Raw genomic sequence first — 23,359 nt, forward strand, 5'->3', positions numbered from 1 at the left:
GCTTCTCCCTCAGGCAACGCGGATGCGCGGGTTGAGATAGACATAACCGATATCGGAGATGAGCTGCGTCAGCAGCACCACGATCACCGACACCACCGACACCGCCAGCAGCAACTCGATGTCATTGTTGCCTGCTGCCTGCACCAGCACCCAGCCGAAACCCTTGTAGTTGAAGAGTGTCTCGACGATCACCACCCCGTTCAGCAACCAGGGAAACTGCAGCATGATCACCGTGAAGGGCGCGATCAGCGCGTTGCGCAGCGCGTGTTTCAACACGATGTTGCCAAAGCTTACGCCCTTCAGCCGCGCCGTCCGAATGTACTGCGCCGTCATCACTTCGCTCATGCTCGCCCGGGTCATCCGTGCGATATAGCCCATGCCAAAGAGCGCAATGGTGACCACCGGCAGGGTGAAATTCTCGAAGGTCGCGTCGTCCATGGCCGATGTGGCCGACCCGTTGAAGATCTTGAACCCGGCGGAGGACGCAAAGACCGCAATGAAGATCACCCCGGATACATACTCGGGCGTGGCGGTCGACAGGATCGACACCGTCGACAGCGACCGGTCGAGCTTGGAGCCTTCGCGCATGCCCGCAAGCACACCGATGAGCAGGGCCATGGGCACCATCAGCAGCATCACAAAGAACATCAGCTTGCCCGTAAGCCCCAGCCGCTCGGCCACGATCCCGCCTACATCCGCCTTGAACACGGTCGACCGGCCCCAGTCGCCTTGCAACACGCCACAGTAGCTGCGCCGCGCCTCCTCGGGCGTGCCTGCGTCAAAGCATTTGCCTGCAACGGTGCCGTCCGTCTCGATCACCCAACCCGGCACGACGCCCAACCATTGACCGAACTTGATCGGCAGCGGCTGAAGATAGCCGTTCCTGCCCAGATAGCTCTCCACCGCCTCGTCGGACATCCGGAAGTTTCCTTGAGTCTTGGCCAGTTTCTCAAGGTTCGGATAGAGGTTTGTCAGCCAGAAAACGACGAACGTCAGGCAGAGCGCGGTCAGTACCATGACACCAAGGCGTTTGAGTATGAAAAGTCCCATCCCATGCCCCTGTTGTCAGACCGTGGCGTCTTGCTGCGGCGCGCGACCGGCTGTTGCGTCCGACCGCCGCTCATTTTGCGCCATGAGGCCCGAGTTTGGCGGGCGCGTCAATGCCATCTTGCGGGGTTGGCGCGTTCGTTCGCGACATCTCGCATGTCGTAAATCGGCGCGGTCGCTGGCGTCAGGCGCTCAGGCAGCCTTGAGAGCGAGGGCCGATGCCTTGCGCAGTGCTGTCGGTGACGATTTGGTGTGGTGCTGCATGAACCGGGTGAAATAGGCGGCGCTGCCAAACCCGAGGTGCCGCGCGATGTCCTGTGCCGGCACGTCGGTCGAGGTCAGCAGGCAGCGCGCCTCATAGAGCACGCGCTCGGTCAGCAGTTCGGCCGCGGTCTTGCCGGTCGCGGCCTTGCAGGCGCGTGTCAGATGGGTGGGGGTCACCCCCAGATAGGCCGCGTGATCGGCCATGGTCATGGGGGTCGCGAACTGTTCATTGAGATGCGCGCAATAGGCCGCGCTCAGCCGTGCGGCGGCATTGCGCCGGGGGGAGGCATGTTCTTCGAGCCCGATTTGCCGTTGCACCCAGACGGAGATCAGCGCGCCGTAGGCATCCATTGCCTGCTCCTGAAGCGGCCTGCCGCTCTCCTGTTCGCGGATCCCGGCCTCGATCAGCCCGGTCAGTTCTTTCATCGAGAGCGCATCGCGGATGCGCAAAAGCCGCGGGATCTGCGGCATCAGCAGGTCCGTCTCCCGCGGGATCACCACCGCCTGGGCCATGGCCTGCGGGCCCAGCTGCAGCGAAAAGAGCTGACCCGCCGGGATCACCAGCGCGTTGTGCGTGCCCACCCCGCGCCGCCGCCCGTCCAGCAGCGCGCGCCCCTGACCGCGGGTCACCCAGATTAGCAGATGGTCGGGCCGGTCGTGCACCAGCGCCAGACGCCATTCCTGACCCTCGCACAGCTGCGGCAACGACATGATTTCCGGTCGGTTCGAGGACATCGAGGGAACTCCTTTGCCCGATGAGTCGTATTTTAGTTAACTTACCGGAAGATTAACGCAACCGGGACGGGGCGCCAGTGCCCCCCACGCTGGCGGTGGAGGCCGGTCCTCCGATCAGCCCGCGGGCGCAAATGCCTGCCAGTCGCGCATTTTGGACCTGAACCAGGTGCGCTGGCGCTTGGCGAACTGCCGGGTGGCGATGATGGCCCGTCCCGCGGCCTGCTGCCGCGTCAGCTCCCCCTTCAGATGCGCGATCAGCTCCGGCGCGCCGATGGCGCGATGCGCGGGCAGCGCAGGGTCATAGGAGGGCAGGACCGCGCGGGCTTCCTCCAGCGCGCCTGCGCTGAGCATCGCCTCGAACCGCCGGGCGATCCGCGCGTTCAGCACCTCCTTGGGTGTGGTGAAGACGACGCAGTCCGCCGCCCGCTCGGGCAGAAGCGGCGCGCCGGTGTCGCGCTGCCAGTCGCGCAGGCCGCGCCCGGTGGTCTCCTGCACCTCCCACGCGCGCTGCACCCGCGCGCGGTTGGCCGTGTCGATGGCGTCCCGGGTGGCCGGGTCCAGGGCGGCCAGCATATCCGCCAGCGCCATGGCATCCCCGCGCGCCCGCACCTGGGCGGGTGTCGCGGGGATCTCCGCCAGCCCGCGCGTCAGTGCGGCAAAGTAAAGCCCGGTACCGCCCACGATGATCGGGCGCGCATCGCCCGCCAGCACAGCCGCGACCTCGCGCAGCCAATGGCCCGCCGAATAGCTGCTCGTTGCCGCGTGGTGGCCGTAGAGCAGATGCGTTGCCGCGGCCTCTTCCTCCACCGACGGTCGTGCGGTCAGCACGCGCCAGCAGTCATAGACCTGGCTTGCATCCGCATTCACGATCACGCCGCCGTGCCGTGCTGCCACCTCCAGCGCCACCGCCGATTTGCCGGACGCCGTCGGCCCCGCGATCAACAGCGGTTTTTCGCGCGAGAGCCCGGCGATGAGCGATGCTGTGGCAGTGATTTCAGGCAGGGTCATTTTCTGCGGCTCGGGGGCTTGGGGTGCATTGCAGTCCGGGGGCTTTTCGGACATTTTGCCGCCGAACAAAACCCCACGCGCCAGGAGCTTGCCCGATGACCCACCCAGACCCTCAGGCCAAGTTCAAACGGGTGATGCTCAAGATCTCCGGCGAAGCACTGATGGGAGACCAGAGTTTCGGGTTGAACCCGCCAACGGTGGAACGCATCGCCCGCGAGGTTCATTCCGTGCATGAGATGGGCGTCGAGATCTGCATGGTGATCGGCGGCGGGAACATCTTTCGCGGGCTGCAGGGCTCCGCACAGGGGATGGAGCGGACGACGGCAGACTACATGGGCATGCTGGCCACGGTGATGAATGCTCTTGGCATGCAGTCGGCGCTGGAGGGTCTGGGCATCCACACGCGGGTGATCTCTGCCATCACCATGAACGAAGTGGCGGAACCCTATATCCGCCGCCGCGCCGTGCGCCACCTGGAGAAAAAACGCGTCTGCATCTTTGCCGCCGGGACGGGCAACCCCTACTTCACCACCGATACTGCCGCGGCCCTGCGCGCCAACGAGATGTCCTGCGAGGCGATCTTCATGGGCAAGAACGGGGTCGACGGCGTCTATGACAAGGATCCCAAAACCAACTCCGACGCCACCCGCTACGAGACCGTCACCTACAATGAAGTGCTGCAAAAGAACCTCAAGGTCATGGATGCCTCCGCGATCGCGCTGGCACGCGACAACAACCTGCCCCTGATCGTTTTCCCGCTGGACACACCCGGCGGGTTCAAGTCGATCCTGGAAGGCCGCGGCACCTTTACCCGGGTGCAGGGCTGAAGCCTGTGTAACTCCCGCTGGCCTTTCGCAACAAACCTGATCTATACACGGGCGCACCAACCGCGCGCACCCGCGCGCCGCGTACACTTTGGCAGGAAGACCGATGTCAGACGATTTTATGCTGGACACAGATGATCTTGAGCGCCGCATGGACGGTGCCATGGCCAATCTGCGGACGGAATTTGCCTCTCTCAGAACGGGCCGTGCCTCGGCCTCCATGCTGGAGCCGGTGATGGTGGATGCCTATGGCTCCCTGACACCGATCAATCAGGTGGGCACCGTCAACGTGCCCGAACCGCGCATGGTCACGATCAATGTCTGGGACAAGAGCATGGTGGGCAAGGTGGAGAAGGCCATCCGTGAGAGCGGGCTGGGCATCAACCCGCAGCTCAACGGCACGATCATCATGCTGCCGATCCCAGAGCTGAACGAAGAACGCCGCCGCGAGCTGACCAAGGTCGCGGGCCAATATGCCGAACACGCCCGCGTCTCGATCCGCAACGTGCGCCGCGACGGCATGGACCAGATCAAGAAGGCCAAGAACGACGGGCTTTCCGAGGACGACCAGAAGATCTGGGAGACCGAAGTCCAGGAAATGACCGACCGCCACATCAAAGCGATTGACGCGGCGCTGGAGACCAAACAAGGCGAGATCATGCAGGTCTGAGGCCGCGGTGGGCCGCGGTGCAACTGCTCTGCCGGCACGCCAAGAAAGAGAGCGGGTGCGGCGTTGCCCGTTGGTAGGAGACTGACATGGCCGGTGTACCGCAACCCCAATCCGATCTGATCCCGGGCTGTCCGCGTCACGTGGCCATCATCATGGACGGCAATGGCCGCTGGGCGACCCAGCGGGGCAGGCCGCGGCTCTACGGGCATCACGCAGGCGCCCGCCGGGTGCGTGAGATCGTCGAATGCTGCCCCATTTTCGGTGTCGATTACCTGACGATCTTTGCCTTCTCGACCGAAAACTGGAAGCGCACGCAGGTCGAGGTTGCGGGGCTGATGAACCTCTTTCGCCGCTACATCATCAAGGAGACCCGCGCGCTGGTGACCTCTGGTGTGCGGGTGCGCTTTATCGGGGACAGGGTGCGGCTGGACCGCAAGCTGACCCAGATGATGACCGAGCTGGAGGCCGCGACAGCCCAGAACAGCCGCGTGCATCTGACCATCGCCATCAACTACGGTGGCCGCGACGAGGTCGCGCGCGCCACCAAGCGCCTGGCCGCGGATGTGGCTGCGGGCAACCTCAGCCCCGATGCGGTCGATGAGGAGACGCTGCCGCGTTATCTCGACACGCACGTGCTGCCCGATCCCGATCTGGTGATCCGCACCAGCGGCGAAGCGCGGATTTCGAACTTCCTGCTGTGGCAGTCCGCCTATTCGGAATATGAATTCATCGATACGCTCTGGCCGGATTTCACTCAGGCCGAGTTCCAGCGGCTCTGCACGGCCTTTGGCGGACGCGACAGACGCTACGGCGGCGTGAGGCGGTAGCGCGGCGATGGGGGAGCCGGCTGAGAAATGGTCCGATCTGGCGACGCGTCTCGGCTCGGGGGCGGCGCTGGTGGTGCTGGGCATGGCCGGTGTCTGGGCCGGAGGCCATGTGTTCCACGTGATGGTGGCGCTGATCTGCGGCGCGATGATCTGGGAACTGGCGCATATGATCGGGGCCGCGCGCCCGGTACCCCGGATCATGGGTGTGCTGACCGGAACGGCGCTGCTGGCGGCGAGCTACCTGCCTGCGGGCTTTGCGCTGCCGGTGCTCTTGGCCTCGGCGCTGGTTGGCTTCGGTCAGCTGGAACGGTTTCGCACCATCTACATGGTTTTCACGGTGATGGTGCTGCTGGCCGGGTTTGGCATGATGTCGGTGCGCGACACCATGGGTTTCAACTGGATGCTCTGGATGGTTCTCGTGGTGGTGGTGACGGATGTGGTCGGCTACTTTGCCGGGCGTCTCATCGGCGGGCCCAAGTTCTGGCCCCGTGTGAGCCCGAAAAAAACCTGGGCCGGTACAGGTTTTGGCTGGATCGGGGCGGCGGCGGTCGGTGCTTTCTTCATGGCCAATACCGGCGCGGGGCCGCAACTGATAGGCATCTCGGTCGCGGTGTCAATGGCCAGCCAGATGGGCGACATCGCCGAAAGTGCGATCAAACGGCGGGTGGGCGTCAAGGACAGCTCCAACCTCATTCCCGGTCACGGTGGCTTGCTCGACCGCTTTGACGGGATGCTGGGGGCGGCGATCTTTCTGCTGATCATCGGCGGGCCGCTCATTGGCTCCACCGTGATGCTGCGCTGAGCGATGCGGCGCGTCAGCATCCTGGGGGCCACCGGCTCCATCGGACAAAACACGCTGGACCTCATTGCCCGCGCGCCAGATGACTACAGCGTCGTGGCGTTGACCGGCGCGGGCAACATCCCGCAACTGGCAGCGGACGCGCGGCGGCTGCGGGCCGAGATCGCCGTCACGGCCTACGAGGACCGTCTGGAGGATCTGCGCGCGGCCCTCGCTGGCAGCGGGGTCGAGGCCGCGGCAGGCCCGCAGGCAGTGATCGAGGCCGCATCGCGCCCTGCCGATTGGGTGATGTCCGCGATTGTGGGCGCCGCAGGTCTGGCACCGGGGCTGGCGGCACTGCAACAGGGTGGTACGCTGGCGCTGGCCAATAAGGAATCGCTCGTCTGCGCTGGCCCGCTGATGCTGCGCACAGCGCGGCAGCACGGTGCGCGCATCCTGCCGGTGGACAGCGAGCATTCCGCCATTTTCCAGGCGTTGGTGGGCGAGGACACGGCAGCGGTCGAACGCATCGTGATCACCGCCAGTGGTGGTGCCTTTCGGGACTGGCCGATCGAGGATCTGGGCCATGCGACGCTGGATCAGGCCTCCAGCCATCCCAACTGGGACATGGGGCAGCGCATCACCATCGATTCCGCGTCCATGTTCAACAAGGCGATGGAGATCATCGAGACGTGGGAATTCTTCGGCATTGACCCTGCGCGGATCGAGGTGATCGTGCACCCGGAATCGCTCATCCACGCGCTGGTAGGGTTTCGGGACGGCGCCCTGATGGCCCATGTGGGGCCACCGGACATGCGCCACGCCATCGGCTACGCGCTGCACTGGCCCGAGCGGCGCAGCCTGCCGGTGGCGCGGCTGGATCTGGCGCAGATCGGCGGTCTGACCTTTCGCGCGCCCTGCGATGCGCGCTGGCCCGCCCTGCGGCTCGCGCGGGAGGTGATGATGGCGGGAGGCCTCTCGGGCGCGGTATTCAACGCGGCCAAGGAGACAGCGCTCGACGGGTTCATCGCGGGCCGGGTCGGGTTCACCCAGATGGCGCCGGTAGTCGAGGAGGTGCTGACGCGGCTCTCGGACACGGCGCGCGGTGCGACAGAGATCACCCTTGATAATGTCGCCCGCGTGGACCATCTCAGCCGGGAGACGGCCAGCGCCGTCATCGCAGAAAAAGCAGGGTAGATTTTGGATATTTTCGCGCTGATCCCGCAGTTTGGCGGCTTCGTCTGGACAATTGCGGCTTTCGTGCTGGCGCTCTCGGTGATCGTGGCGATCCACGAATACGGTCATTACATCGTGGGGCGATGGTCGGGGATCCACGCGGATGTGTTCTCCGTCGGGTTTGGGCCGGTCTTGGCCTCGCGCGTGGACAGGCGCGGCACCCGCTGGCAGATCGCCGCCCTGCCGTTCGGCGGCTACGTGAAATTTGCGGGCGATGCCAACGCTGCTTCCGGCAAGGATGCGGATGCGATGGCCGCGGCGGAAAGCGACCCCGCCCGATTGCGCGCCACCATGCACGGCGCTCCCCTCTGGGCGCGCACGGCAACGGTGGCGGCGGGACCGATCTTCAACTTCATCCTGTCGATCCTCGTCTTTACGGTGATCATCATGACCACCGGCGTGGCGCGCGACCCGCTCACCGTGGGTGAGTTGCGCCCCATGCCGGGGGCAGAGCGCGGGCTGCAACCGGGTGATGCGCTTGTCTCCATAGAGGGAACGACGGTGCCCAGCACCGAGGATCCCGCCTACAGCGATCTGATTGGGTCGCTGCCATTGCAGCCGCAACTCGAATATGTGGTCACCCGAGGTGGGCGGGAGCGGGTGGTCACGGACGTCCATCTGCTGCCACCGGTTGTGGCCGCCGTCAGCCCGCAGAGCGCCGCCATGGACGCGGGGCTTGAGGCCGGGGATGTGATCATCGGCGTGAACGGCACCTCCGTCTTTGCCTTTGAGCAGCTCAAAGAAGTGGTGGAGGGCGGCAATGGCGCGACGCTGGAGATGCGGATCTGGCGCGACGGGGCGGAACGCGACGTCATGCTGACCCCGCGCCGGGTGGATGAGCCGCAGCCGGAGGGTGGCTTTGCCACCCAATGGCGGATCGGCGTTGTCGGCGGCATGGCTTTTGAACCGGCTGTGGAGACGCCGGGTCTGACCGGGTCTTTCACGGGTGCGGTGGCTCAGACAGGCCGCATCATCGAAGGATCTCTCAGTGGCCTTGCTCATATGATCACCGGCGCGATCAGCACCTGCAACCTCAGCGGCCCGATTGGCATCGCCCAGACATCCGGTGCCATGGCCAGCCAGGGCGCGGAATCCTTCATTTGGTTCATCGCGGTGCTCAGCACGGCGGTGGGTTTGCTGAACCTCTTTCCCATCCCCGCGCTCGATGGTGGCCACCTGGTCTTTTACGCCTACGAGGCCGTGCGCGGGAAACCGCCCAGTGACCGGGCACTGCAGGTCCTGATGGCTGCTGGGCTGGCGATGGTGTTGACGCTGATGCTCTTTGCCCTGGGCAACGATATTTTCTGCCCCTGATCTCTGCACGAAGCGTCTGACCAGATCTTGTCTTTTTGCTGCCCAGCTTGTGCCACAATTCGCCTTTAGCTGATCTGCATCAAGTAAGGAAAACGCCATGTCACATCGCAAGACGGTTCAGAAGTTCGTACTTTTGACATCTCTTCATGCCGGTCACCTTTTGACCGCAGGCGCCGTTTTCATCGCACTTGGTGCCAGCGCGTGGCTGCATATGTTGCTGGCCTGACGTTGCCGCATGGCAACCGGTCGCCGGCCTCCTGCCGCCGCCTTCCGGGTACCGCCAACGGATAAATCCTGCGCGACCCAGAGGGTCTTCAGCGGCTTCGCGGGATGGCAACGCCGGTGCGCATGTAGTTGACCCTCACTTTTTGACCACATGGTTTTGACAAGGGCGGCCTTTGCCGATACTCAGAATTTCATAATTCTCTGAGGATCGGGGCAGGTCATGACGTGGGGAAACGACGGCGCGGACAGACGCGCAGGCGGGCAGTGGACATCTTTCAAACCCGCCATACTGGGCGCGGGCGTATGTCTTTTTCTATCGGCAGCGTGGATCGCACCGCCGACACCGGCACTCGCACAGCAATTCGCACTCAGCAGCATCAGCGTTGATGGCAACCTGCGCATCGGCGATGCGGCAATCCTGACCCGGGCGGGGCTCGCGCCCGGCCAGACCGTCAGCGCGGGAGAGCTGAACGCGGCCTACCAGCGGCTGATCGATTCCGGCCTTTTCGAGACTGTCACCTTCGATCCTGCGGGCAATACGCTGCGCATCACGGTGGTCGAGTTTCCCACCATCAACCGCATCAGTTTCGAGGGCAATCAGCGCATCAACGATGAAGCGTTGGCCGCCGCCATCCAGTCGAATGAGCGGCGCGTCTTCAACCCCGCACAGGCCGAACGCGACGCGACCCTGATTTCGCAGGCCTATTCGACCGAAGGCAGGCTTGCCGCGCGCGTCACACCGCGCATCATCCGCCGGTCGGACAACCGCGTGGATCTGGTCTTTGAGATCTTCGAGGGCGACAACATCGAGATCGAGCGGCTCAGCTTTGTCGGCAACCGGGCCTATTCCGACCGCCGCCTGCGCCGCGTGCTGGAGACCAAGCAGGCGGGCCTTTTGCGCGCGCTCGTGCGCTCGGATTCGCTGGTCGAGGACCGGATTGATTTTGACCGCCAGCTGCTCACCGATTTCTACCAGTCGCGCGGCTACGTGGATTTCCGGATCAACTCCGTCAATGCCCAGCTGACCGAGGAACGCGACGGCTATTTCCTGGTCTTCAACGTGCAGGAAGGCCAGCGGTTCAAATTCGGCGAGATCACCGTCACCAGCGATGTGCCCGGCGTCGATCCGGAGGTCTACCGCGAGGCCGCCAATATCAAGACGGGGGCGATCTATTCGCCCACGCTGCTGGAAAATGACATCGCCCGCATGGAACGGCAGGCCATCCGCGACGGGGTGGATTTCCTGCGGGTAGAGCCCCGGGTCAGCCGGAATGACCGTGATCTGACACTGGACGTGGAATACAACCTGACCCGCGGTCCCCGCATCTTCGTGGAGCGGATTGACGTGGAGGGCAACACCACCACGCTCGATCAGGTGATCCGCCGCCAGTTCCGCAGTGTCGAAGGCGATCCCTTCAACCCGCGCGAGATCCGCGAAGCCGCCGAACGGATCCGCGCCCTGGGCTATTTCGAGAATGCCGAAGTGAATGCCCGCGAGGGCAGCTCGCCCGATCAGGTTGTGGTTGATGTGGACGTGGTCGAGGCCCCGACAGGCTCCTTCGGGTTCGGGGCGTCTTTCTCCAACAACGATGGTATCGGCTTTGCCATCCAGTTCTCGGAGCGGAACTTTCTGGGCCGGGGACAGCGGCTCAACCTGAACATCGCCACCGCCGAGGAATCGCGCCGCTACTCGGTGAACTTTCAGGAACCCGCCTTTCTGGGCCGCGATGTGACCTTCGGGCTGCGTCTGGCGCTGGATGAGACCGACAGCTCTTTTACCACTTTCGACAGTGAGCGCGTGATCTTCGAGCCCTCGCTGACCTTCCCCTTCGGAGAAAGCTCCACCCTGCAGCTGCGCTACCGCTTTGACGATTCGGAGATGCTGGAGCGGAGCGATCCCGAAAACGGCCCGGTCATCGGCAATGAGATCGACGCAGGTTCGCAGATCAGCAGCAGCCTCGGCTACGAATTTACCTATGATTCGCGGATCAACGGTCTCGATCCCAACGCAGGCTATGTGCTGCGCTTTGGTCAGGACTTTGCCGGTCTGGGCGGGGATACACAGTTCATCAAGACGACCGCGTCCGCCGTGGGCGAGATGAAGGTGCTGAGCGAAGAGGTCACCCTGCGCGCCACCATCGAAGGCGGCGCGCTGTCCTGGAGCGGCGGTACCAACCGCGCGGTGGACCGGTTCATCAACAACACCAACATCATTCGCGGGTTCGAGCCAGGTGGCATCGGGCCGCGCGACCTGTCGGTCAGTGACGAAGACCCGCTTGGCGGCAACCTCTTTGTGGCGGCACGGTTCGAGGCGGAGTTCCCCCTCGGTCTGCCCGAGGAATACGGTATCACCGGCGGCCTTTTCTACGATGTGGGTAACTTCTGGGACCTCAGCGATGTGGACACCACCGGTGGTACCATCGTTGGCGAGGGCGGCTCCTTCCGCCATGTGATCGGCTTTGCGATCCTCTGGGACACACCCGTCGGCCCCTTGCGGTTCAACTTCACGGATGCGATCCGCAAGGAAGACTTCGACCGGGACCAGTCCTTTGAGCTGACGCTGAGCACGACGTTCTGATCCCGGTGTTGCGGGCTGCGGGCATCGCCGTTTTGCTTGCTGTCGCGTGGATGAGCCTCGCGGCGGCACAGACCCAGAGCCCGGTGCCGACACCGATACTGACCATCGATTCCGACAGGCTCTTTACCGACAGCGCCTATGGCCGCCAGACGGTCGCCGCCTTCGAGGCGCGGGGCGCGGCGCTGGCGGCAGAGAACAGCCAGATCCAGGCAGAGCTTGAAGCCGAGGAGCAGCGCCTGACCGAGCAGCGCGGCACCATGACGCCCGAAGAGTTCCGCGTGCTGGCCGATGCCTTTGACGAAAAAGTGCAGACCACCCGGCGCACGCAGGACGCCAAGACCCGCGAGATCAATCAGGATTTCGAGGACAGCCGGGGGGTGTTTCTCAACGCAGCAGCCCCCGTCCTCGAGGGTCTCATGCGCGAGACCGGGGCGGCCGTCATTCTTGAAAAGCGCTCGGTTTTTCTCAGCGCCAATGCCATTGATGTGACCCGCCGCGCCATTGCCCGGATCGATGCGGTGCTGGGCGATGGAACATCGCTCAACGAGTAGGATGCTTGCGGGGCCGCGGCGGAGTTGCTAGGCAAGGTGCCAAGCCCTTGAAGACAAAAGGACAGCGGATATGACGAGCCCTGAGACCAGCCCCCCGACCAGCGCCGACATCCAGCTGATCCAGCGCATCCTGCCGCATCGCTACCCGTTCCTGCTGGTGGACAAGGTGATCGACATCGATGGCATCGCGACCGCCACCGGCATCAAGAACGTCACCATGAACGAGCCCCATTTTCAGGGCCATTTCCCCGGTCTGCCGATCATGCCGGGCGTCACAATTGTCGAGGCGATGGCCCAGACCGCAGCCGTGATGGTGGGGGTGTCGCTCGGCATGGCCGACAAGGAGATGAAGGTCTATTTCATGGCCATCGAGAAGGCCAAGTTTCGCCGCAAGGTCGTGCCCGGCGACGTGCTGGAGATGCGGCTGAGCACGCTGCGCGGCAAGCCGGGTGGCAAGGTCTGGCGCTTTGGCGGGGTGGCCTCCGTCGAGGGCGAGATGGCGGCGGAATGCGAATTCACCGCCATGATGGATCTGGGATAGCGCGCATGGCGGGTATTCATCCCAGTGCGGTGATCGAGGACGGCGCGCAGATTGACCCCTCCGCACGCGTGGGTCCGTTCTGTGTCGTGGGTCCCAATGTCTCTCTGGCGGCAGATGTGGAGCTGAAAAGCCACGTGGTCGTCACCGGTCAGACGCAGGTTGGTGCCGGCACGGTGATCTTTCCTTTCGCGGTCATCGGCGAGATCCCGCAGGACCTGAAGTTCAAGGGCGAGGCAACGCAGCTGATCATCGGCGCGCGCAACCGCATCCGCGAGCATGTAACCATGAACTGCGGCACCGAAGGTGGCGGCGGCGTGACGCGCATCGGGGATGACAATCTCTTTATGGCGGGCTGCCACATCGCGCATGATGCGGTGATCGGCAACCGCTGTGTAATCGTGAATTCCGTGGCGATCGCCGGGCATTGCATTCTGGAGGACGAGGTGATCGTCGGCGGTCTGTCCGGCGTACACCAGTTCGTCCGCATCGGACGGGGGGCCATCATCGGGGCGGTGACGATGGTCACCAACGATGTGATCCCCCACGGGCTTGTTCAGGCCCCGCGGGGAGAGCTCGACGGTCTGAACCTCGTGGGCCTCAAGCGGCGCGGCGTGGCCCGTTCCGACATCACCGCGCTGCGGGCGGCCTTTCAGATGCTGGCCCAGGGCGAGGGCACCTTTCAGAGCCGCGCGCGCAGGCTCGCGGACGAAACCACCAGCGATTACGTGCGCGAGATCGTTGATTTCGTCATCGCCGACAGTGATCGCCATTTCCTGACTCCGCGCTGATGCTGGCGCTGGTCTGTGGCCGGGGCGGCTTGCCCGAGCGTGTCGCGGCCGCACTGCCCGAGATGCCGCTCATATGTGTGCTGGAGGGCTTCGCACCCGAGCGGCTTGCGGCGGATCTCGTCTTTCGTCTCGAACATCTGGGCAGTTTTCTGGAAACCCTCAAGGCGCGCGGTGTGCGTCAGGTCTGCTTTTGCGGCGCGATTGAGCGGCCTGCCGTGGATCCCGCGATGATTGATGCGGCGACACTGCCGTTGGTGCCGCAGATGATGGCCGCGATGGCAGGTGGGGATGACGCGGCCCTGCGGGCCGTCATGGGCATTTTCGAGGACAAGGGATTCGAGATCGTGGCAGCCCATGGTCTGGCACCGGATCTGCTGGTTGAAGAAGGCGTGCTCAGCACCGCTCAGCCTGATGCGCAAATGCGCGCGGATCTGGTACGTGGCCGCACGCTCCTGGCAGCACTGGCACCGCTCGACGTAGGGCAGGGGTGTGTCGTGGGCTGCGGGCTGATCTGGGGGATCGAGAGCATTGGTGGCACCGATCACATGCTTGCCACGCTGCCTGCGGGCGTGGCGCAGGCGCGCGCGCTCTTGATCAAATCGGCCAAGGCAGGCCAGGACCGGCGCGTCGATCTGCCCACCATCGGGCCGGACACGCTGCGCGCCGTGGCGGAGGCGGGCCTCGCCGGTCTGGTGATCGAGGCAGGCTCCGTGATCGTGCTGGACCGACAGGCCGTTGTTGCAGCGGCGGATGCGGCGGGGCTGGTGCTCTGGGCTGAGGGCTGATGCGCGTCTTTATCATCGCGGGCGAGCCATCCGGCGACCGTTTGGGGGCGGCACTTATGGCCGGGTTGCGGCAGTTGGTGCCGGAGATCAGCTTTGACGGGATCGGCGGGACGGAGATGCAGGCCCAAGGGCTCGTCAGCCGCTTTCCCATGGCGGAGCTCAGCGTCATGGGCATCGCCGAGATCCTGCCCAAGTACCGGGCCCTGATGGCGCGGATCAACCAGACGGCGGTGGATGTGATAGAGGCACAGCCTGACCTGCTGATCACCATCGACAGCCCGGATTTCAGCCTGCGCGTGGCAAAGAGGGTTAAGGCCAGCAGCGACGTGCGCACGGTTCACTACGTGGCACCGACGGTCTGGGCCTGGCGGCCGGGTCGCGCGCGCAAGATGGCGCGGATGATCGACCATGTCCTGGCGCTTTTTCCGTTCGAGCCGCCGCTGATGACCGTCGACGGGATGGTCTGTGATTTCGTGGGCCACCCGGTGGTGGCGGAGCCGCAGGCCACCGCCGACGAGGCCCGGGCCTTCCGCGCGCGGCACGGGATTGGCACGGCACCGCTGTTGCTGGTGCTGCCCGGCTCGCGTCGCGGCGAGGTCAGCCGTCTCGGTGCGATCTTCGGCGAGGCGATTGCGCCGGTGCTGGCCCGGCATCCGGATCTGCGTGTGGTGGTCCCGGCAGCGGCCCCGGTGGCTGATCTGGTGCAGCAGGCGGTTGCGGGTTGGCCCGTCAAGGCACAGGTTCTGGATCCGCGCGCGCAGGAGGCAGAACCCGCCGCGCTGGAAAAGCGGGCGGCGTTTTCTGCCGCGGATGTGGCACTGGCGGCCTCCGGCACCGTCTCGTTGGAACTGGCGGCGGCCCGGACGCCGATGGTGGTGGCCTACCGGATGCATTGGCTGAGCTTTCGGATCATCCGTGCCATGGCGCTGATCGATACGGTCACGCTGGTCAATCTGGTGTCGGAGACACGTGTGGTGCCGGAATTTCTGGGACCGGCCTGTCAGCCCCGGGCCATCGGCGCGGGGCTGTTGAAGGTGATGGCCGAGCCGCAGGCTCAACGCGCGGCGATGGAGCTGACCATGCAGCGCCTTGGCGAGGGTGGTGAGGCACCGGGTTTGCGCGCCGCCCGTGCCGTGCTCGCCCGCCTGTAACGCGGGCTTTTTTGACAAGGCCAGGCTGCGCCTGACGCCATGGAGGGCGGGTCCCTGACGGGCCCCGCCGCGGTTGACCTTGTGGTCAACCGGCCCGGCTCAGCCCTTGTGGATCCAGCCGCCGCCGAAAATCCGGCTGCCCTCGGGTGCGTAGAACACACAGGCCTGACCGGGGGAGACACCTTCTTCCGGGGTGATGAGTTCGACCGTGGCTTCGGTCTCGCTCAGCGGTCGGAGGATGGCCTCGGTCGGTGGGCGGGTGGAGCGAACCTTGACCGCGAGCGACCAGCTGTCCTGCGAGGTAAAGGGCGCGTCCCCCAGCCAGTTGATCTCGCGCACCGGAACGGTCCGTGTGGCCAGCATCTCCTTGGGCCCGACGATGACCGTTTTTGTCGCCGGATCGAGGCGGACCACGTAAAGCGGCTCTGCCAGCCCCCCGATGCCAAGGCCGCGGCGCTGGCCGATGGTATAGTGAATGAGCCCGTCGTGGCGCCCCAGCACGCGGCCGTCCGCATGCACGATGTCACCGGGATCGGCTGCTTCGGGGCGCAGTTTGCGGATCACCGCCGCATAATCGCCATTGGGGACAAAGCAGATATCCTGACTGTCGGGCTTGTCCGCCACGGCAAGATCATACCGCGCCGCCAGCGCACGTGTCTCCGCCTTGGAGGTCAGATGCCCGAGCGGGAAGCGCAGAAAATCAAGCTGTTGCGGTGTCGTGGAGAACAGAAAATAGCTTTGGTCGCGCGCGGGATCGCCTGCCGTGTGCAGTTCCGGCCCAAGCGGCCCGGTCTTGCGCTGGATATAGTGACCGGTGGCCATGCAATCGGCGTCCAGATCCTTGGCCATCGCCAGCAGATCCTTGAACTTGACCCGCTCGTTGCAGCGAATGCACGGCACGGGCGTCGCCCCACCCAGATAGCTGTCGGCGAACTCATCAATGACCGCATCCTTGAAAATGTTTTCGTAATCAAGGACGTAGTGCGGAAATCCCATCGCCTCTGCGACCCGGCGGGCGTCGTGAATATCGCGTCCGGCACAGCAGGCGCCTTTCTTGGCCAGCGCGGCGCCATGGTCATAAAGCTGCAGCGTGACACCCACCACGTCATAGCCTTCATCCGCCAGCATCGCCGCGACCACCGAGCTGTCGACTCCGCCCGACATCGCCACAACGACCCGCGTTTGCGCCGGTAATTTTGCGATCCCGAGGGAGTTCAGCTGTGGTTTGTCGTCAAGGGGCATGGGGTGGCTCAGCATAATCTACGGAAATATAGGAAAATCCTAAATACTCTCAAGCGCGCGCTTCATGGCTCTTTAAGAGGCAGAGGTCAAGGTAAGCCTACCAAGCAAGTACGGGTATGAGTGATGTATCTTAAGAAAGTGGATGGGCCGAGGTCGGTGACGCTGGCCGATGGCAGCGTGATGACGCAAGCCGATCTTCCGCCAGCGAAAACAAGACGTTGGGTCGCGTCGCGCAAGGCGGCGGTGGTGCGGGGCGTGGCGTATGGTCTGATCAGTCAGAGCGATGCATTAAAAAGATATCAGATCAGTGAAGACGAATTTCACGAATGGGTGAAGGCTGTGTCGGAGCACGGCGAGGATGCTCTCAAGGCCACAGCGTTACAAAAATATAGACAACCCTAAGTTGTTCACGTAAGAATCTCCTCGATAGTAACGTGTGATTAACCTTTTTTGTCCACGGTTAACGAGACAGAGCACACTCACCCGATGCGGAGATAATCATGCGCGTACTGCTTGTGGAAGACGATCCCACGACCTCTAAAAGCATCGAACTGATGCTGACACACGCCAACCTGAACGTTTATGCGACAGATCTTGGTGAAGAAGGGATCGATCTGGCCAAGCTATACGATTATGATCTTATCCTGCTGGACCTCGATTTGCCGGACATGAATGGGCATGAGGTGCTGCGGCAGTTGCGGCTGTCACGGATCGAAACACCGATCCTGATCCTGTCGGGTGCCGATGATACGGAGAACAAGATCAAGGGTTTCGGTTTCGGGGCCGATGATTATCTGACCAAGCCGTTCCACCGCGAAGAACTGGTCGCACGTATCCATGCGATCATTCGCCGGTCCAAGGGGCATTCTCAGTCGGTGATCAACACTGGCCTGATCTCGGTCAATCTCGATGCCAAGACGGTCAGCGCGGACAACAAGCCCGTGCATCTGACCGGTAAGGAATATCAGATGCTGGAACTGCTCTCTCTGCGCAAGGGCACGACCCTGACAAAGGAGATGTTTCTCAACCATCTCTACGGCGGCATGGATGAGCCCGAACTCAAGATCATCGACGTCTTCATCTGCAAGCTGCGCAAGAAACTGAGCACTGCAACAGGCGGCGAAAACTATATTGAGACAGTCTGGGGCCGTGGCTACGTGCTGCGCGATCCCGAACCCAACCACGCGGACGATCCACAGCGGTTGGCCGTCGGCGCCTGATCGGCGCGGTCGCAGTCGGGGCCTAGGCTCCCGTGTTGGAAAGGCGAACGATCTTTCTGGTGAGTGTGCACCAGAGCGGCAGGATAAACATACAGGTCACAAACAGGAAAATCCGTCAGCTGATGCTGGCGGATTTTTTCATGACAGCACTCCCCGAATGCGCCGGTAGCAAAAAGCCTTTGGGCCATTGTCCCTCTCGTCCTGCAGATCGCCGGAATGGAGAAACGCGCTCGCGACGGAAAATCCGTTGGACTTGCCCTCGTATGAGGTCACCTGTCGTTCGTTCAAAGGCTCGGGCCAATCCTCACCCGATCCCACCAGCCCATATACGCTTCGCGGCAAATCAACTGGACCTCGCAGGACCGCAGGCATATCTAACCGGTTAAGCGAAAGAGAGGGGCCGGGTCATGGCGTCCGACAAGCCGATCGAGGGATTGACCGAAGCGGAGGCCGAGGCCGAACTGGCGCGTCTCACCGGGATTATCGGGGCGGCCAACACCGCCTATCACGCTGCCGATGACCCGACGCTGAGCGATGCGGACTACGATGCGCTCAAGCGGCGGCTCATCGGGATTGAGGGGCGTTTCCCGCACCTGAAACACACCGACAGCCCTTCCGATCAGGTGGGCGCCGCACCCGCCGACGGGTTTGCCAAGGTCGAACACGCCGTTGCGATGCTGTCGCTCTCCAATGCGTTCGACGCGGAGGACATTACCGATTTCGACCAGCGCATCCGCCGCTATCTCGGGGTCCCCGCCGAAGAGCCGCTCCCCTACACCGCCGAACCCAAGATCGACGGTCTGTCCCTGTCGCTGCGCTACGAGGGCGGCGCGCTCGTTCAGGCAGCCACCCGCGGCGATGGCACCACCGGCGAAAACGTCACCGCCAACGCCCGCACCATCGACGACATTCCGACCCGCATAACAGGCGCGCCGCAGCTGCTGGAGGTGCGCGGGGAAGTCTACATGTCGCATCCCGATTTCGAGACCCTGAACGAAACGCAGGAAGCCAACGGGGCAAAGCGCTTTGCCAACCCGCGCAACGCCGCCGCGGGGTCGCTGCGCCAGCTTGACGCCAGCATCACCCGTGCCCGCCCGTTGCGCTTTTTCGCCTACGCCTGGGGCGCGCTCTCCGACCCGCTGGCGCAGACACAGATGGGGGCAATCGATTGGCTGGCGGAGCTGGGCTTTGCCACCAATCCGCTGACCCGCCTGTGCGACAGCCCCGCAGATCTGCTCGCCCACTATGCCCGGATCGAGGAGAGCCGCGCCACGCTGGGCTACGACATCGACGGCGTGGTCTACAAGGTCAACGACCTCGCGCTGCAGGAACGTCTGGGGTTTCGCAGCACCACGCCTCGCTGGGCCATCGCCCACAAATTTCCCGCCGAACTGGCCTGGACCCGGCTCGAAGACATCGACATTCAGGTCGGGCGCACCGGTGCCCTGTCGCCGGTAGCGCGGCTGCATCCGGTGACCGTCGGCGGCGTCGTCGTCTCCAGCGCGACCCTGCACAACGAAGACTATATCGCCGGCCGCGACAGCAAGGGGGCAGAGATCCGGGGCGGCAAGGACATCCGCAAAGGCGACTGGGTGCAGGTCTACCGCGCGGGTGACGTGATCCCGAAGGTGGCCGATGTGGATCTGAGCAAACGCCCCTCCGACACTGAAGAATATGTCTTCCCGGACCGTTGCCCCCAATGCGGCAGCGAGGCGCGGCGCGAACCTGGCGATGCGGTGCGCCGCTGTACCGGCGGTCTGATCTGCCCCGCGCAGGCGGTGGAAAAGCTCAAGCATTTCGTCTCGCGCGCCGCCTTTGACATCGAAGGCCTTGGCGCCAAACAGGTGGAACAGTTCCACGCCGACGGCTGGATCAGGGAGCCCGCAGACATTTTCGATCTTGAGGCCACCTACGGATCCGGCCCCCGCCAGCTGAAAAACCGCGAGGGCTGGGGCGAGAAATCCGCCAAGAACCTCTTTGCGGCCATCGCGGAAAAGCGCAGAATTTCGCTGCCGCGGCTCATCTTTTCGCTGGGCATCCGCCACGTGGGCGAGGCCGCCTCGAAGTCCATCGCGCTGCATTACGGCGACTGGGACACCTTCGATGCTGCCATGCGCGGCGCGCGGGATGAGACCGGCGCGGACTGGCAGGAGCTGATCGACATCGACGGTGTGGGCGCCGTGATGGCAGGCTCGCTCGTCCAGACCCTGGCGCAAGAGGCTGAACGCGCCTCCATCGACCGGCTGGTCAAGGCTCTGGACATCCTGCCGGTCAGCCGCCCCGACACCGCCAGCAGCCCCGTGGCAGGCAAGACCGTCGTCTTCACCGGCACGTTGGAGCGGATGACCCGGGCCGAGGCCAAGGCGCGCGCCGAGCGGCTGGGGGCCAAGGTGGCGGGCTCCGTTTCCGCCAAGACCGATCTGCTGGTCGCGGGGCCGGGGGCGGGTTCAAAGGCCAGGAAAGCCGCCGATCTCGGCATCGAAACGCTGGACGAGGACGGCTGGCTGGCGCTGATCGACGGCGCATGAGCGGGCGGCCCGAGGCGCTCTGGCCGCTCTTTGCGGAGCTCCAGACGCTGCAGGGCGTGGGGCCCAAGACCGCGCAGCACATGGGCGGTCTGGGCATTGAGGCGCCGCGCGATCTGCTCTTTACCCTGCCGCACACCGGCATCGACCGACAGCGCCGCGACAGCATCAAGGACAGCACACCGCCCGCCACCGTGACCGTCGCGGTCGAGATCGGGCCGCATTATCCGCCCCGGACCAAGGGCGGCGCCTACCGCATTCAGGTCACCGATGCGCAGACCGCGTTTCAGCTGGTGTTCTTCCACGCGCGCGGCGACTACTGGGAAAAGGCGCACCCTCCGGGCAGCCGCCGCATCGTCTCCGGCAAGCTGGAGTTCTTCGATGGCACGGCCCAGATGGTCCACCCCGATCACATTCTGCCGGAGGCCGAGGCGGACAGCATCCCCGTGTTCGAGCCTGTCTACCCGCTCACCGCCGGTGTGACCCAGAAGACCATGACAAAGGCCGCGCAGTCGGCGCTCGCGCTGATGCCGCCTTTCCCTGAATGGATTGATCCCGCGCAACAGGCGCAGGCAGGCTGGCCTGATTTCACCGGGGCCGCCACCAAGGCGCACAGCCCCGCCAACCCTGGTGATCTGCTCCCGACGTCCCCCGCCCGCGAGCGGCTTGCCTATGACGAGTTGTTCGCGCATCAGCTGACGCTCGCCCTGGCCCGCGCGCGTGCCCGGCGCCAGCCCGGTCGCGCCACGACAGGCGACGGTGCGCTGCAGGACCGGGTGCGCGCGCGTTTGCCCTACAGCCCGACCGCTGCGCAATCCCGCGCCATTGCCGAGATCAACGCCGATATGGCAGCACCCGCGCGGATGAACCGGCTGCTGCAGGGGGATGTGGGCGCGGGCAAGACGCTGGTGGGGTTCATGGCGCTCCTGCGGGCGGTGGAAGCGGGCGGGCAGGGGGTGCTGATGGCGCCCACGGAAATCCTCGCCCGGCAACATTTCGCGGCCCTCCGCCCTCTGGCGGAGGAGGCAGGCGTCGTGCTGGAGATCCTCACAGGCCGCGACAAGGGTGCGGAGCGCCGCGCCAAGACCGAGGCGCTGGCCAAGGGTGCAATCCAGGTCCTCGTCGGCACCCACGCCGTCTTTCAGGCGGATGTCGAATTTGCCGATCTGCGCCTCGCCATCATCGACGAGCAGCACCGTTTCGGCGTGCGCCAGCGGCTGGCACTCGGGCGCAAGGGGCAGGCGGTCGACATTCTGGTGATGACCGCCACGCCGATCCCCCGCTCACTCTCGCTGGCGCATTACGGCGATATGGATGTCTCCGTGCTCGACGAAAAGCCGCCCGGGCGCCAGCCGATCACCACGGCGATGATCAGCACCGACCGGCTGGAAGAGGTCGTGGACCGGCTGCGCGCTGCCACCGCCGACGGGCGGCAATGCTACTGGGTCTGCCCTCTGGTCGACACCAGCGAACATTCCGATCTTTCCGCGGCCGAGGCGCGGTTCAAACACCTGCGCGCCGCCCTGGGCGAAGGCACGGTGGGGCTCATGCACGGCCAGATGCCTGCAGCAGAGAAAGACGCCGCCATGGGGGGTTTCACCGCCGGTGAGACCAAGGTGCTGGTGGCCACCACCGTGATCGAGGTGGGCGTGGACGTGCCCAACGCCACGATCATGGTGATCGAGCGGGCGGAATCCTTCGGTCTGGCACAGCTGCACCAGATGCGCGGCAGGGTCGGGCGGGGGACCGGCGCCTCCACCTGTCTGCTCCTGTTTCAGCCGCCGCTGTCCGAGACCGGGCGCAAGCGGCTCGAAGTGATGCGCGAGACTGAAGACGGCTTTCGCATCGCGGAGACGGATCTGCAGATGCGCGGCGCGGGTGATCTGATCGGCACCGCGCAATCGGGTCTGCCAAGGTTCCGGGTTGCCGATCTGGAGCGGCAAGCGGGCCTCATGGCCATCGCCCAAAGCGACGCGCGCCGCCTGCTGGCCGACGATCCGGGCCTGCAAAGCCCGCGCGGCGAGGCGGCACGTCTGCTCCTGTGGATGATGCGGCAGGATGAGGCCATTCGCCTGATTTCTGTCGGGTGACTCCGCACCGATACCCCCTCGACCCCGAATGTTCTTAATAAGTTCTTTACGAATCGCTTTCGATATGAGAACAAAGTAGCAACATACAGGAGGGTGATCATGGATGTTCTTGCACAGATCAAATCAGCGGCCACACGGGCCCAGCCGACCTTGCTCCAGGACATCGCCGGTGCTGCCGCGCTCGTCCTGATGTTGCTGATCGCCCTGAACGTCAGCGCCATCGTCTGATTTCTGCCTGCGCCGTCGCGGCCCGTAACCTTGCCGGGATCTTCCACCCGGCATCGGAGACGCACACTGCCTGTGCCCGGTCTCCTCAGGGGTTTCCCCTGCGGTTGCTCACAAACGGGATCCCCACGCGACAGACGCATACCTCACGCCGCCGTCTCTCATGGGACGTGCGGCGTTTTTTTGTCCGGTCGGAAAAGGCGGGCGCTCAGGCGCAGTCGGCCTGAAGGGCCTGTGTCATCGCCTCGCAGCTGGCTTCGATGCTCAGCAGGATGGAGGCATGGCGGTTCTTGTAGCCGCGCGCGGGCTCCAGCACCTCGAACCCGTCAAAGGGCGCGGGGGGAACCGGCCCGTCCGCCTTCAGCATCTCGCGCAGCTGGTCCCGGGCCTCTTCCAGTTCCGCCAGGCTGCGTCCGATGACGGCACCGCCGGTCACGGCAGCCGCCGCCTGACCCAGAGCGCAGGCCTTGACGTCCTGACCAAAGGCACTGACCCGCCCGTCCTCGACGCTCAGATCCACCGTCACCGCCGAGCCGCACAGGGGCGAGCGTTTCTTGACCGTGGCCATCGGCGCCGCCAGCCGTGCGTGATGCGGCACATCCGCCGCCAACGCGAGGATCCGCGCGGAGTAAAGCTTGATCAGATCGGTTTCGCCAGACATGGCACCCTCCCGGCCTTTCGTTTGTCCCGGTTTCAATACATAAGTCCGCTTGTCCCAGATGCAAAAGGGTTTTT

The 23,359-nt window shown here is 64.5% G+C and carries 23 protein-coding genes; 18 read left to right on the forward strand and 5 right to left on the reverse strand.

What is annotated here, in order from left to right:
* Positions 1-9: 9 nt before the first annotated feature.
* The 3 genes from Q1A53_RS00215 to miaA all read right to left on the reverse strand — a co-directional run bounded on the left by Q1A53_RS00215 (position 10) and on the right by miaA (position 3,054).
* Positions 10-1,050: an ABC transporter permease gene (locus Q1A53_RS00215; protein WP_299961800.1), complete on the reverse strand. Its 1,041-nt coding sequence runs from the start codon at positions 1,048-1,050 to the stop codon at positions 10-12.
* Between the two features lie 189 nt (positions 1,051-1,239).
* On the reverse strand, positions 1,240-2,046 hold the full coding sequence (locus tag Q1A53_RS00220) for an AraC family transcriptional regulator (RefSeq protein ID WP_299961802.1): 807 nt from the start codon (positions 2,044-2,046) through the stop codon (positions 1,240-1,242).
* A gap of 114 nt (positions 2,047-2,160) precedes the next feature.
* Positions 2,161-3,054, reverse strand: a complete 894-nt coding sequence (gene miaA / locus Q1A53_RS00225; protein ID WP_299961804.1) for a tRNA (adenosine(37)-N6)-dimethylallyltransferase MiaA — start codon at positions 3,052-3,054, stop codon at positions 2,161-2,163.
* 95 nt (positions 3,055-3,149) lie between these two features.
* On the opposite strand from miaA, the gene pyrH reads away from it, so the two are divergent.
* The 13 genes from pyrH (at position 3,150) to lpxB (ending at position 15,322) form a co-directional block, all read left to right on the forward strand.
* Positions 3,150-3,881 carry a UMP kinase gene (pyrH, locus tag Q1A53_RS00230; protein ID WP_299961806.1) on the forward strand — a complete coding sequence of 244 codons (732 nt, stop codon included), beginning with the start codon at positions 3,150-3,152 and terminating at the stop codon, positions 3,879-3,881.
* A gap of 103 nt (positions 3,882-3,984) precedes the next feature.
* Positions 3,985-4,548 (forward strand): ribosome recycling factor, encoded by a 564-nt coding sequence (gene frr / locus Q1A53_RS00235; protein ID WP_299961808.1) that lies wholly within the window; start codon positions 3,985-3,987, stop codon positions 4,546-4,548.
* Between the two features lie 86 nt (positions 4,549-4,634).
* On the forward strand, positions 4,635-5,375 hold the full coding sequence (gene uppS / locus Q1A53_RS00240; RefSeq protein WP_299961810.1) for a polyprenyl diphosphate synthase: 741 nt from the start codon (positions 4,635-4,637) through the stop codon (positions 5,373-5,375).
* A 7-nt stretch (positions 5,376-5,382) separates the two neighbouring features.
* The gene (locus tag Q1A53_RS00245; RefSeq protein ID WP_299961812.1) at positions 5,383-6,177 is read left to right on the forward strand and encodes a phosphatidate cytidylyltransferase; all 795 of its coding nucleotides are present in this window, start codon (positions 5,383-5,385) and stop codon (positions 6,175-6,177) included.
* Positions 6,178-6,180: 3 nt separating this feature from the next.
* Positions 6,181-7,350 (forward strand): 1-deoxy-D-xylulose-5-phosphate reductoisomerase, encoded by a 1,170-nt coding sequence (gene dxr, locus Q1A53_RS00250; RefSeq protein ID WP_299961813.1) that lies wholly within the window; start codon positions 6,181-6,183, stop codon positions 7,348-7,350.
* A gap of 3 nt (positions 7,351-7,353) precedes the next feature.
* Complete coding sequence (gene rseP / locus Q1A53_RS00255) at positions 7,354-8,703, forward strand: RIP metalloprotease RseP (RefSeq protein ID WP_299961814.1); 1,350 nt, start codon at positions 7,354-7,356, stop codon at positions 8,701-8,703.
* A gap of 97 nt (positions 8,704-8,800) precedes the next feature.
* Entirely contained in the window at positions 8,801-8,929 is a 129-nt protein-coding gene (locus tag Q1A53_RS00260; protein ID WP_299961815.1) for a hypothetical protein, read from the forward strand.
* Positions 8,930-9,148: 219 nt separating this feature from the next.
* Complete coding sequence (gene bamA / locus Q1A53_RS00265; protein WP_299961816.1) at positions 9,149-11,506, forward strand: outer membrane protein assembly factor BamA; 2,358 nt, start codon at positions 9,149-9,151, stop codon at positions 11,504-11,506.
* A gap of 5 nt (positions 11,507-11,511) precedes the next feature.
* A complete protein-coding gene (locus tag Q1A53_RS00270) occupies positions 11,512-12,057 on the forward strand; it encodes an OmpH family outer membrane protein (protein ID WP_299961818.1) in 546 nt (181 codons plus the stop codon).
* A gap of 70 nt (positions 12,058-12,127) precedes the next feature.
* A complete protein-coding gene (gene fabZ, locus Q1A53_RS00275; RefSeq protein WP_299961820.1) occupies positions 12,128-12,598 on the forward strand; it encodes a 3-hydroxyacyl-ACP dehydratase FabZ in 471 nt (156 codons plus the stop codon).
* Positions 12,599-12,603: 5 nt separating this feature from the next.
* The gene (gene lpxA / locus Q1A53_RS00280) at positions 12,604-13,386 is read left to right on the forward strand and encodes an acyl-ACP--UDP-N-acetylglucosamine O-acyltransferase (protein ID WP_299961822.1); all 783 of its coding nucleotides are present in this window, start codon (positions 12,604-12,606) and stop codon (positions 13,384-13,386) included.
* Positions 13,386-14,171 (forward strand): UDP-2,3-diacylglucosamine diphosphatase LpxI, encoded by a 786-nt coding sequence (gene lpxI / locus Q1A53_RS00285; protein ID WP_299961824.1) that lies wholly within the window; start codon positions 13,386-13,388, stop codon positions 14,169-14,171. The genes lpxA and lpxI overlap by 1 nt, the downstream gene beginning before the upstream one ends.
* A complete protein-coding gene (gene lpxB / locus Q1A53_RS00290) occupies positions 14,171-15,322 on the forward strand; it encodes a lipid-A-disaccharide synthase (protein ID WP_299961826.1) in 1,152 nt (383 codons plus the stop codon). The genes lpxI and lpxB overlap by 1 nt, the downstream gene beginning before the upstream one ends.
* A gap of 99 nt (positions 15,323-15,421) precedes the next feature.
* Here lpxB and mnmA read toward each other — a convergent pair whose 3' ends face one another.
* Positions 15,422-16,564 carry a tRNA 2-thiouridine(34) synthase MnmA gene (mnmA, locus tag Q1A53_RS00295; RefSeq protein WP_299961828.1) on the reverse strand — a complete coding sequence of 381 codons (1,143 nt, stop codon included), beginning with the start codon at positions 16,562-16,564 and terminating at the stop codon, positions 15,422-15,424.
* 123 nt (positions 16,565-16,687) lie between these two features.
* Here mnmA and Q1A53_RS00300 point away from each other — a divergent pair, with 123 nt between their 5' ends.
* The 5 genes from Q1A53_RS00300 (at position 16,688) to Q1A53_RS00320 (ending at position 22,627) form a co-directional block, all read left to right on the forward strand.
* Positions 16,688-16,966: a DUF1153 domain-containing protein gene (locus Q1A53_RS00300; protein ID WP_299961829.1), complete on the forward strand. Its 279-nt coding sequence runs from the start codon at positions 16,688-16,690 to the stop codon at positions 16,964-16,966.
* Between the two features lie 98 nt (positions 16,967-17,064).
* A complete protein-coding gene (gene ctrA, locus Q1A53_RS00305; RefSeq protein WP_299961831.1) occupies positions 17,065-17,784 on the forward strand; it encodes a response regulator transcription factor CtrA in 720 nt (239 codons plus the stop codon).
* A gap of 407 nt (positions 17,785-18,191) precedes the next feature.
* Positions 18,192-20,312: an NAD-dependent DNA ligase LigA gene (gene ligA / locus Q1A53_RS00310; protein WP_299961833.1), complete on the forward strand. Its 2,121-nt coding sequence runs from the start codon at positions 18,192-18,194 to the stop codon at positions 20,310-20,312.
* Positions 20,309-22,399 carry an ATP-dependent DNA helicase RecG gene (recG, locus tag Q1A53_RS00315; RefSeq protein WP_299961835.1) on the forward strand — a complete coding sequence of 697 codons (2,091 nt, stop codon included), beginning with the start codon at positions 20,309-20,311 and terminating at the stop codon, positions 22,397-22,399. The genes ligA and recG overlap by 4 nt, the downstream gene beginning before the upstream one ends.
* 99 nt (positions 22,400-22,498) lie before the next feature.
* Positions 22,499-22,627 carry a hypothetical protein gene (locus Q1A53_RS00320; protein WP_299961837.1) on the forward strand — a complete coding sequence of 43 codons (129 nt, stop codon included), beginning with the start codon at positions 22,499-22,501 and terminating at the stop codon, positions 22,625-22,627.
* Between the two features lie 205 nt (positions 22,628-22,832).
* Here the strand turns inward: Q1A53_RS00320 and Q1A53_RS00325 are convergent, their stop codons facing one another.
* The gene (locus tag Q1A53_RS00325) at positions 22,833-23,285 is read right to left on the reverse strand and encodes an iron-sulfur cluster assembly scaffold protein (protein WP_299961839.1); all 453 of its coding nucleotides are present in this window, start codon (positions 23,283-23,285) and stop codon (positions 22,833-22,835) included.
* Between the last annotated feature and the right edge of the window lie 74 nt (positions 23,286-23,359).

Origin of the sequence: uncultured Roseobacter sp., from assembly GCF_947496515.1 — a bacterium.
Lineage (GTDB): Bacteria > Pseudomonadota > Alphaproteobacteria > Rhodobacterales > Rhodobacteraceae > Roseobacter.

Excerpts from the sequence above, each read along its gene's own strand:
- Q1A53_RS00260 (WP_299961815.1), top strand. The coding sequence starts at position 8,801 with ATGTCACATCGCAAGACGGTTCAGAAGTTCGTACTTTTGACATCTCTT.
- uppS (WP_299961810.1), top strand. The coding sequence starts at position 4,635 with ATGGCCGGTGTACCGCAACCCCAATCCGATCTGATCCCGGGCTGTCCG.
- dxr (WP_299961813.1), top strand. The coding sequence starts at position 6,181 with ATGCGGCGCGTCAGCATCCTGGGGGCCACCGGCTCCATCGGACAAAAC.
- lpxA (WP_299961822.1), top strand. The coding sequence starts at position 12,604 with ATGGCGGGTATTCATCCCAGTGCGGTGATCGAGGACGGCGCGCAGATT.
- mnmA (WP_299961828.1), bottom strand. The coding sequence starts at position 16,564 with ATGCCCCTTGACGACAAACCACAGCTGAACTCCCTCGGGATCGCAAAA.
- fabZ (WP_299961820.1), top strand. The coding sequence starts at position 12,128 with ATGACGAGCCCTGAGACCAGCCCCCCGACCAGCGCCGACATCCAGCTG.
- Q1A53_RS00320 (WP_299961837.1), top strand. The coding sequence starts at position 22,499 with ATGGATGTTCTTGCACAGATCAAATCAGCGGCCACACGGGCCCAGCCG.
- Q1A53_RS00215 (WP_299961800.1), bottom strand. The coding sequence starts at position 1,050 with ATGGGACTTTTCATACTCAAACGCCTTGGTGTCATGGTACTGACCGCG.
- pyrH (WP_299961806.1), top strand. The coding sequence starts at position 3,150 with ATGACCCACCCAGACCCTCAGGCCAAGTTCAAACGGGTGATGCTCAAG.
- Q1A53_RS00245 (WP_299961812.1), top strand. The coding sequence starts at position 5,383 with ATGGGGGAGCCGGCTGAGAAATGGTCCGATCTGGCGACGCGTCTCGGC.
- Q1A53_RS00300 (WP_299961829.1), top strand. The coding sequence starts at position 16,688 with ATGTATCTTAAGAAAGTGGATGGGCCGAGGTCGGTGACGCTGGCCGAT.
- ctrA (WP_299961831.1), top strand. The coding sequence starts at position 17,065 with ATGCGCGTACTGCTTGTGGAAGACGATCCCACGACCTCTAAAAGCATC.
- miaA (WP_299961804.1), bottom strand. The coding sequence starts at position 3,054 with ATGACCCTGCCTGAAATCACTGCCACAGCATCGCTCATCGCCGGGCTC.
- bamA (WP_299961816.1), top strand. The coding sequence starts at position 9,149 with ATGACGTGGGGAAACGACGGCGCGGACAGACGCGCAGGCGGGCAGTGG.
- Q1A53_RS00325 (WP_299961839.1), bottom strand. The coding sequence starts at position 23,285 with ATGTCTGGCGAAACCGATCTGATCAAGCTTTACTCCGCGCGGATCCTC.
- lpxI (WP_299961824.1), top strand. The coding sequence starts at position 13,386 with ATGCTGGCGCTGGTCTGTGGCCGGGGCGGCTTGCCCGAGCGTGTCGCG.
- lpxB (WP_299961826.1), top strand. The coding sequence starts at position 14,171 with ATGCGCGTCTTTATCATCGCGGGCGAGCCATCCGGCGACCGTTTGGGG.
- ligA (WP_299961833.1), top strand. The coding sequence starts at position 18,192 with ATGGCGTCCGACAAGCCGATCGAGGGATTGACCGAAGCGGAGGCCGAG.
- recG (WP_299961835.1), top strand. The coding sequence starts at position 20,309 with ATGAGCGGGCGGCCCGAGGCGCTCTGGCCGCTCTTTGCGGAGCTCCAG.
- Q1A53_RS00220 (WP_299961802.1), bottom strand. The coding sequence starts at position 2,046 with ATGTCCTCGAACCGACCGGAAATCATGTCGTTGCCGCAGCTGTGCGAG.
- frr (WP_299961808.1), top strand. The coding sequence starts at position 3,985 with ATGTCAGACGATTTTATGCTGGACACAGATGATCTTGAGCGCCGCATG.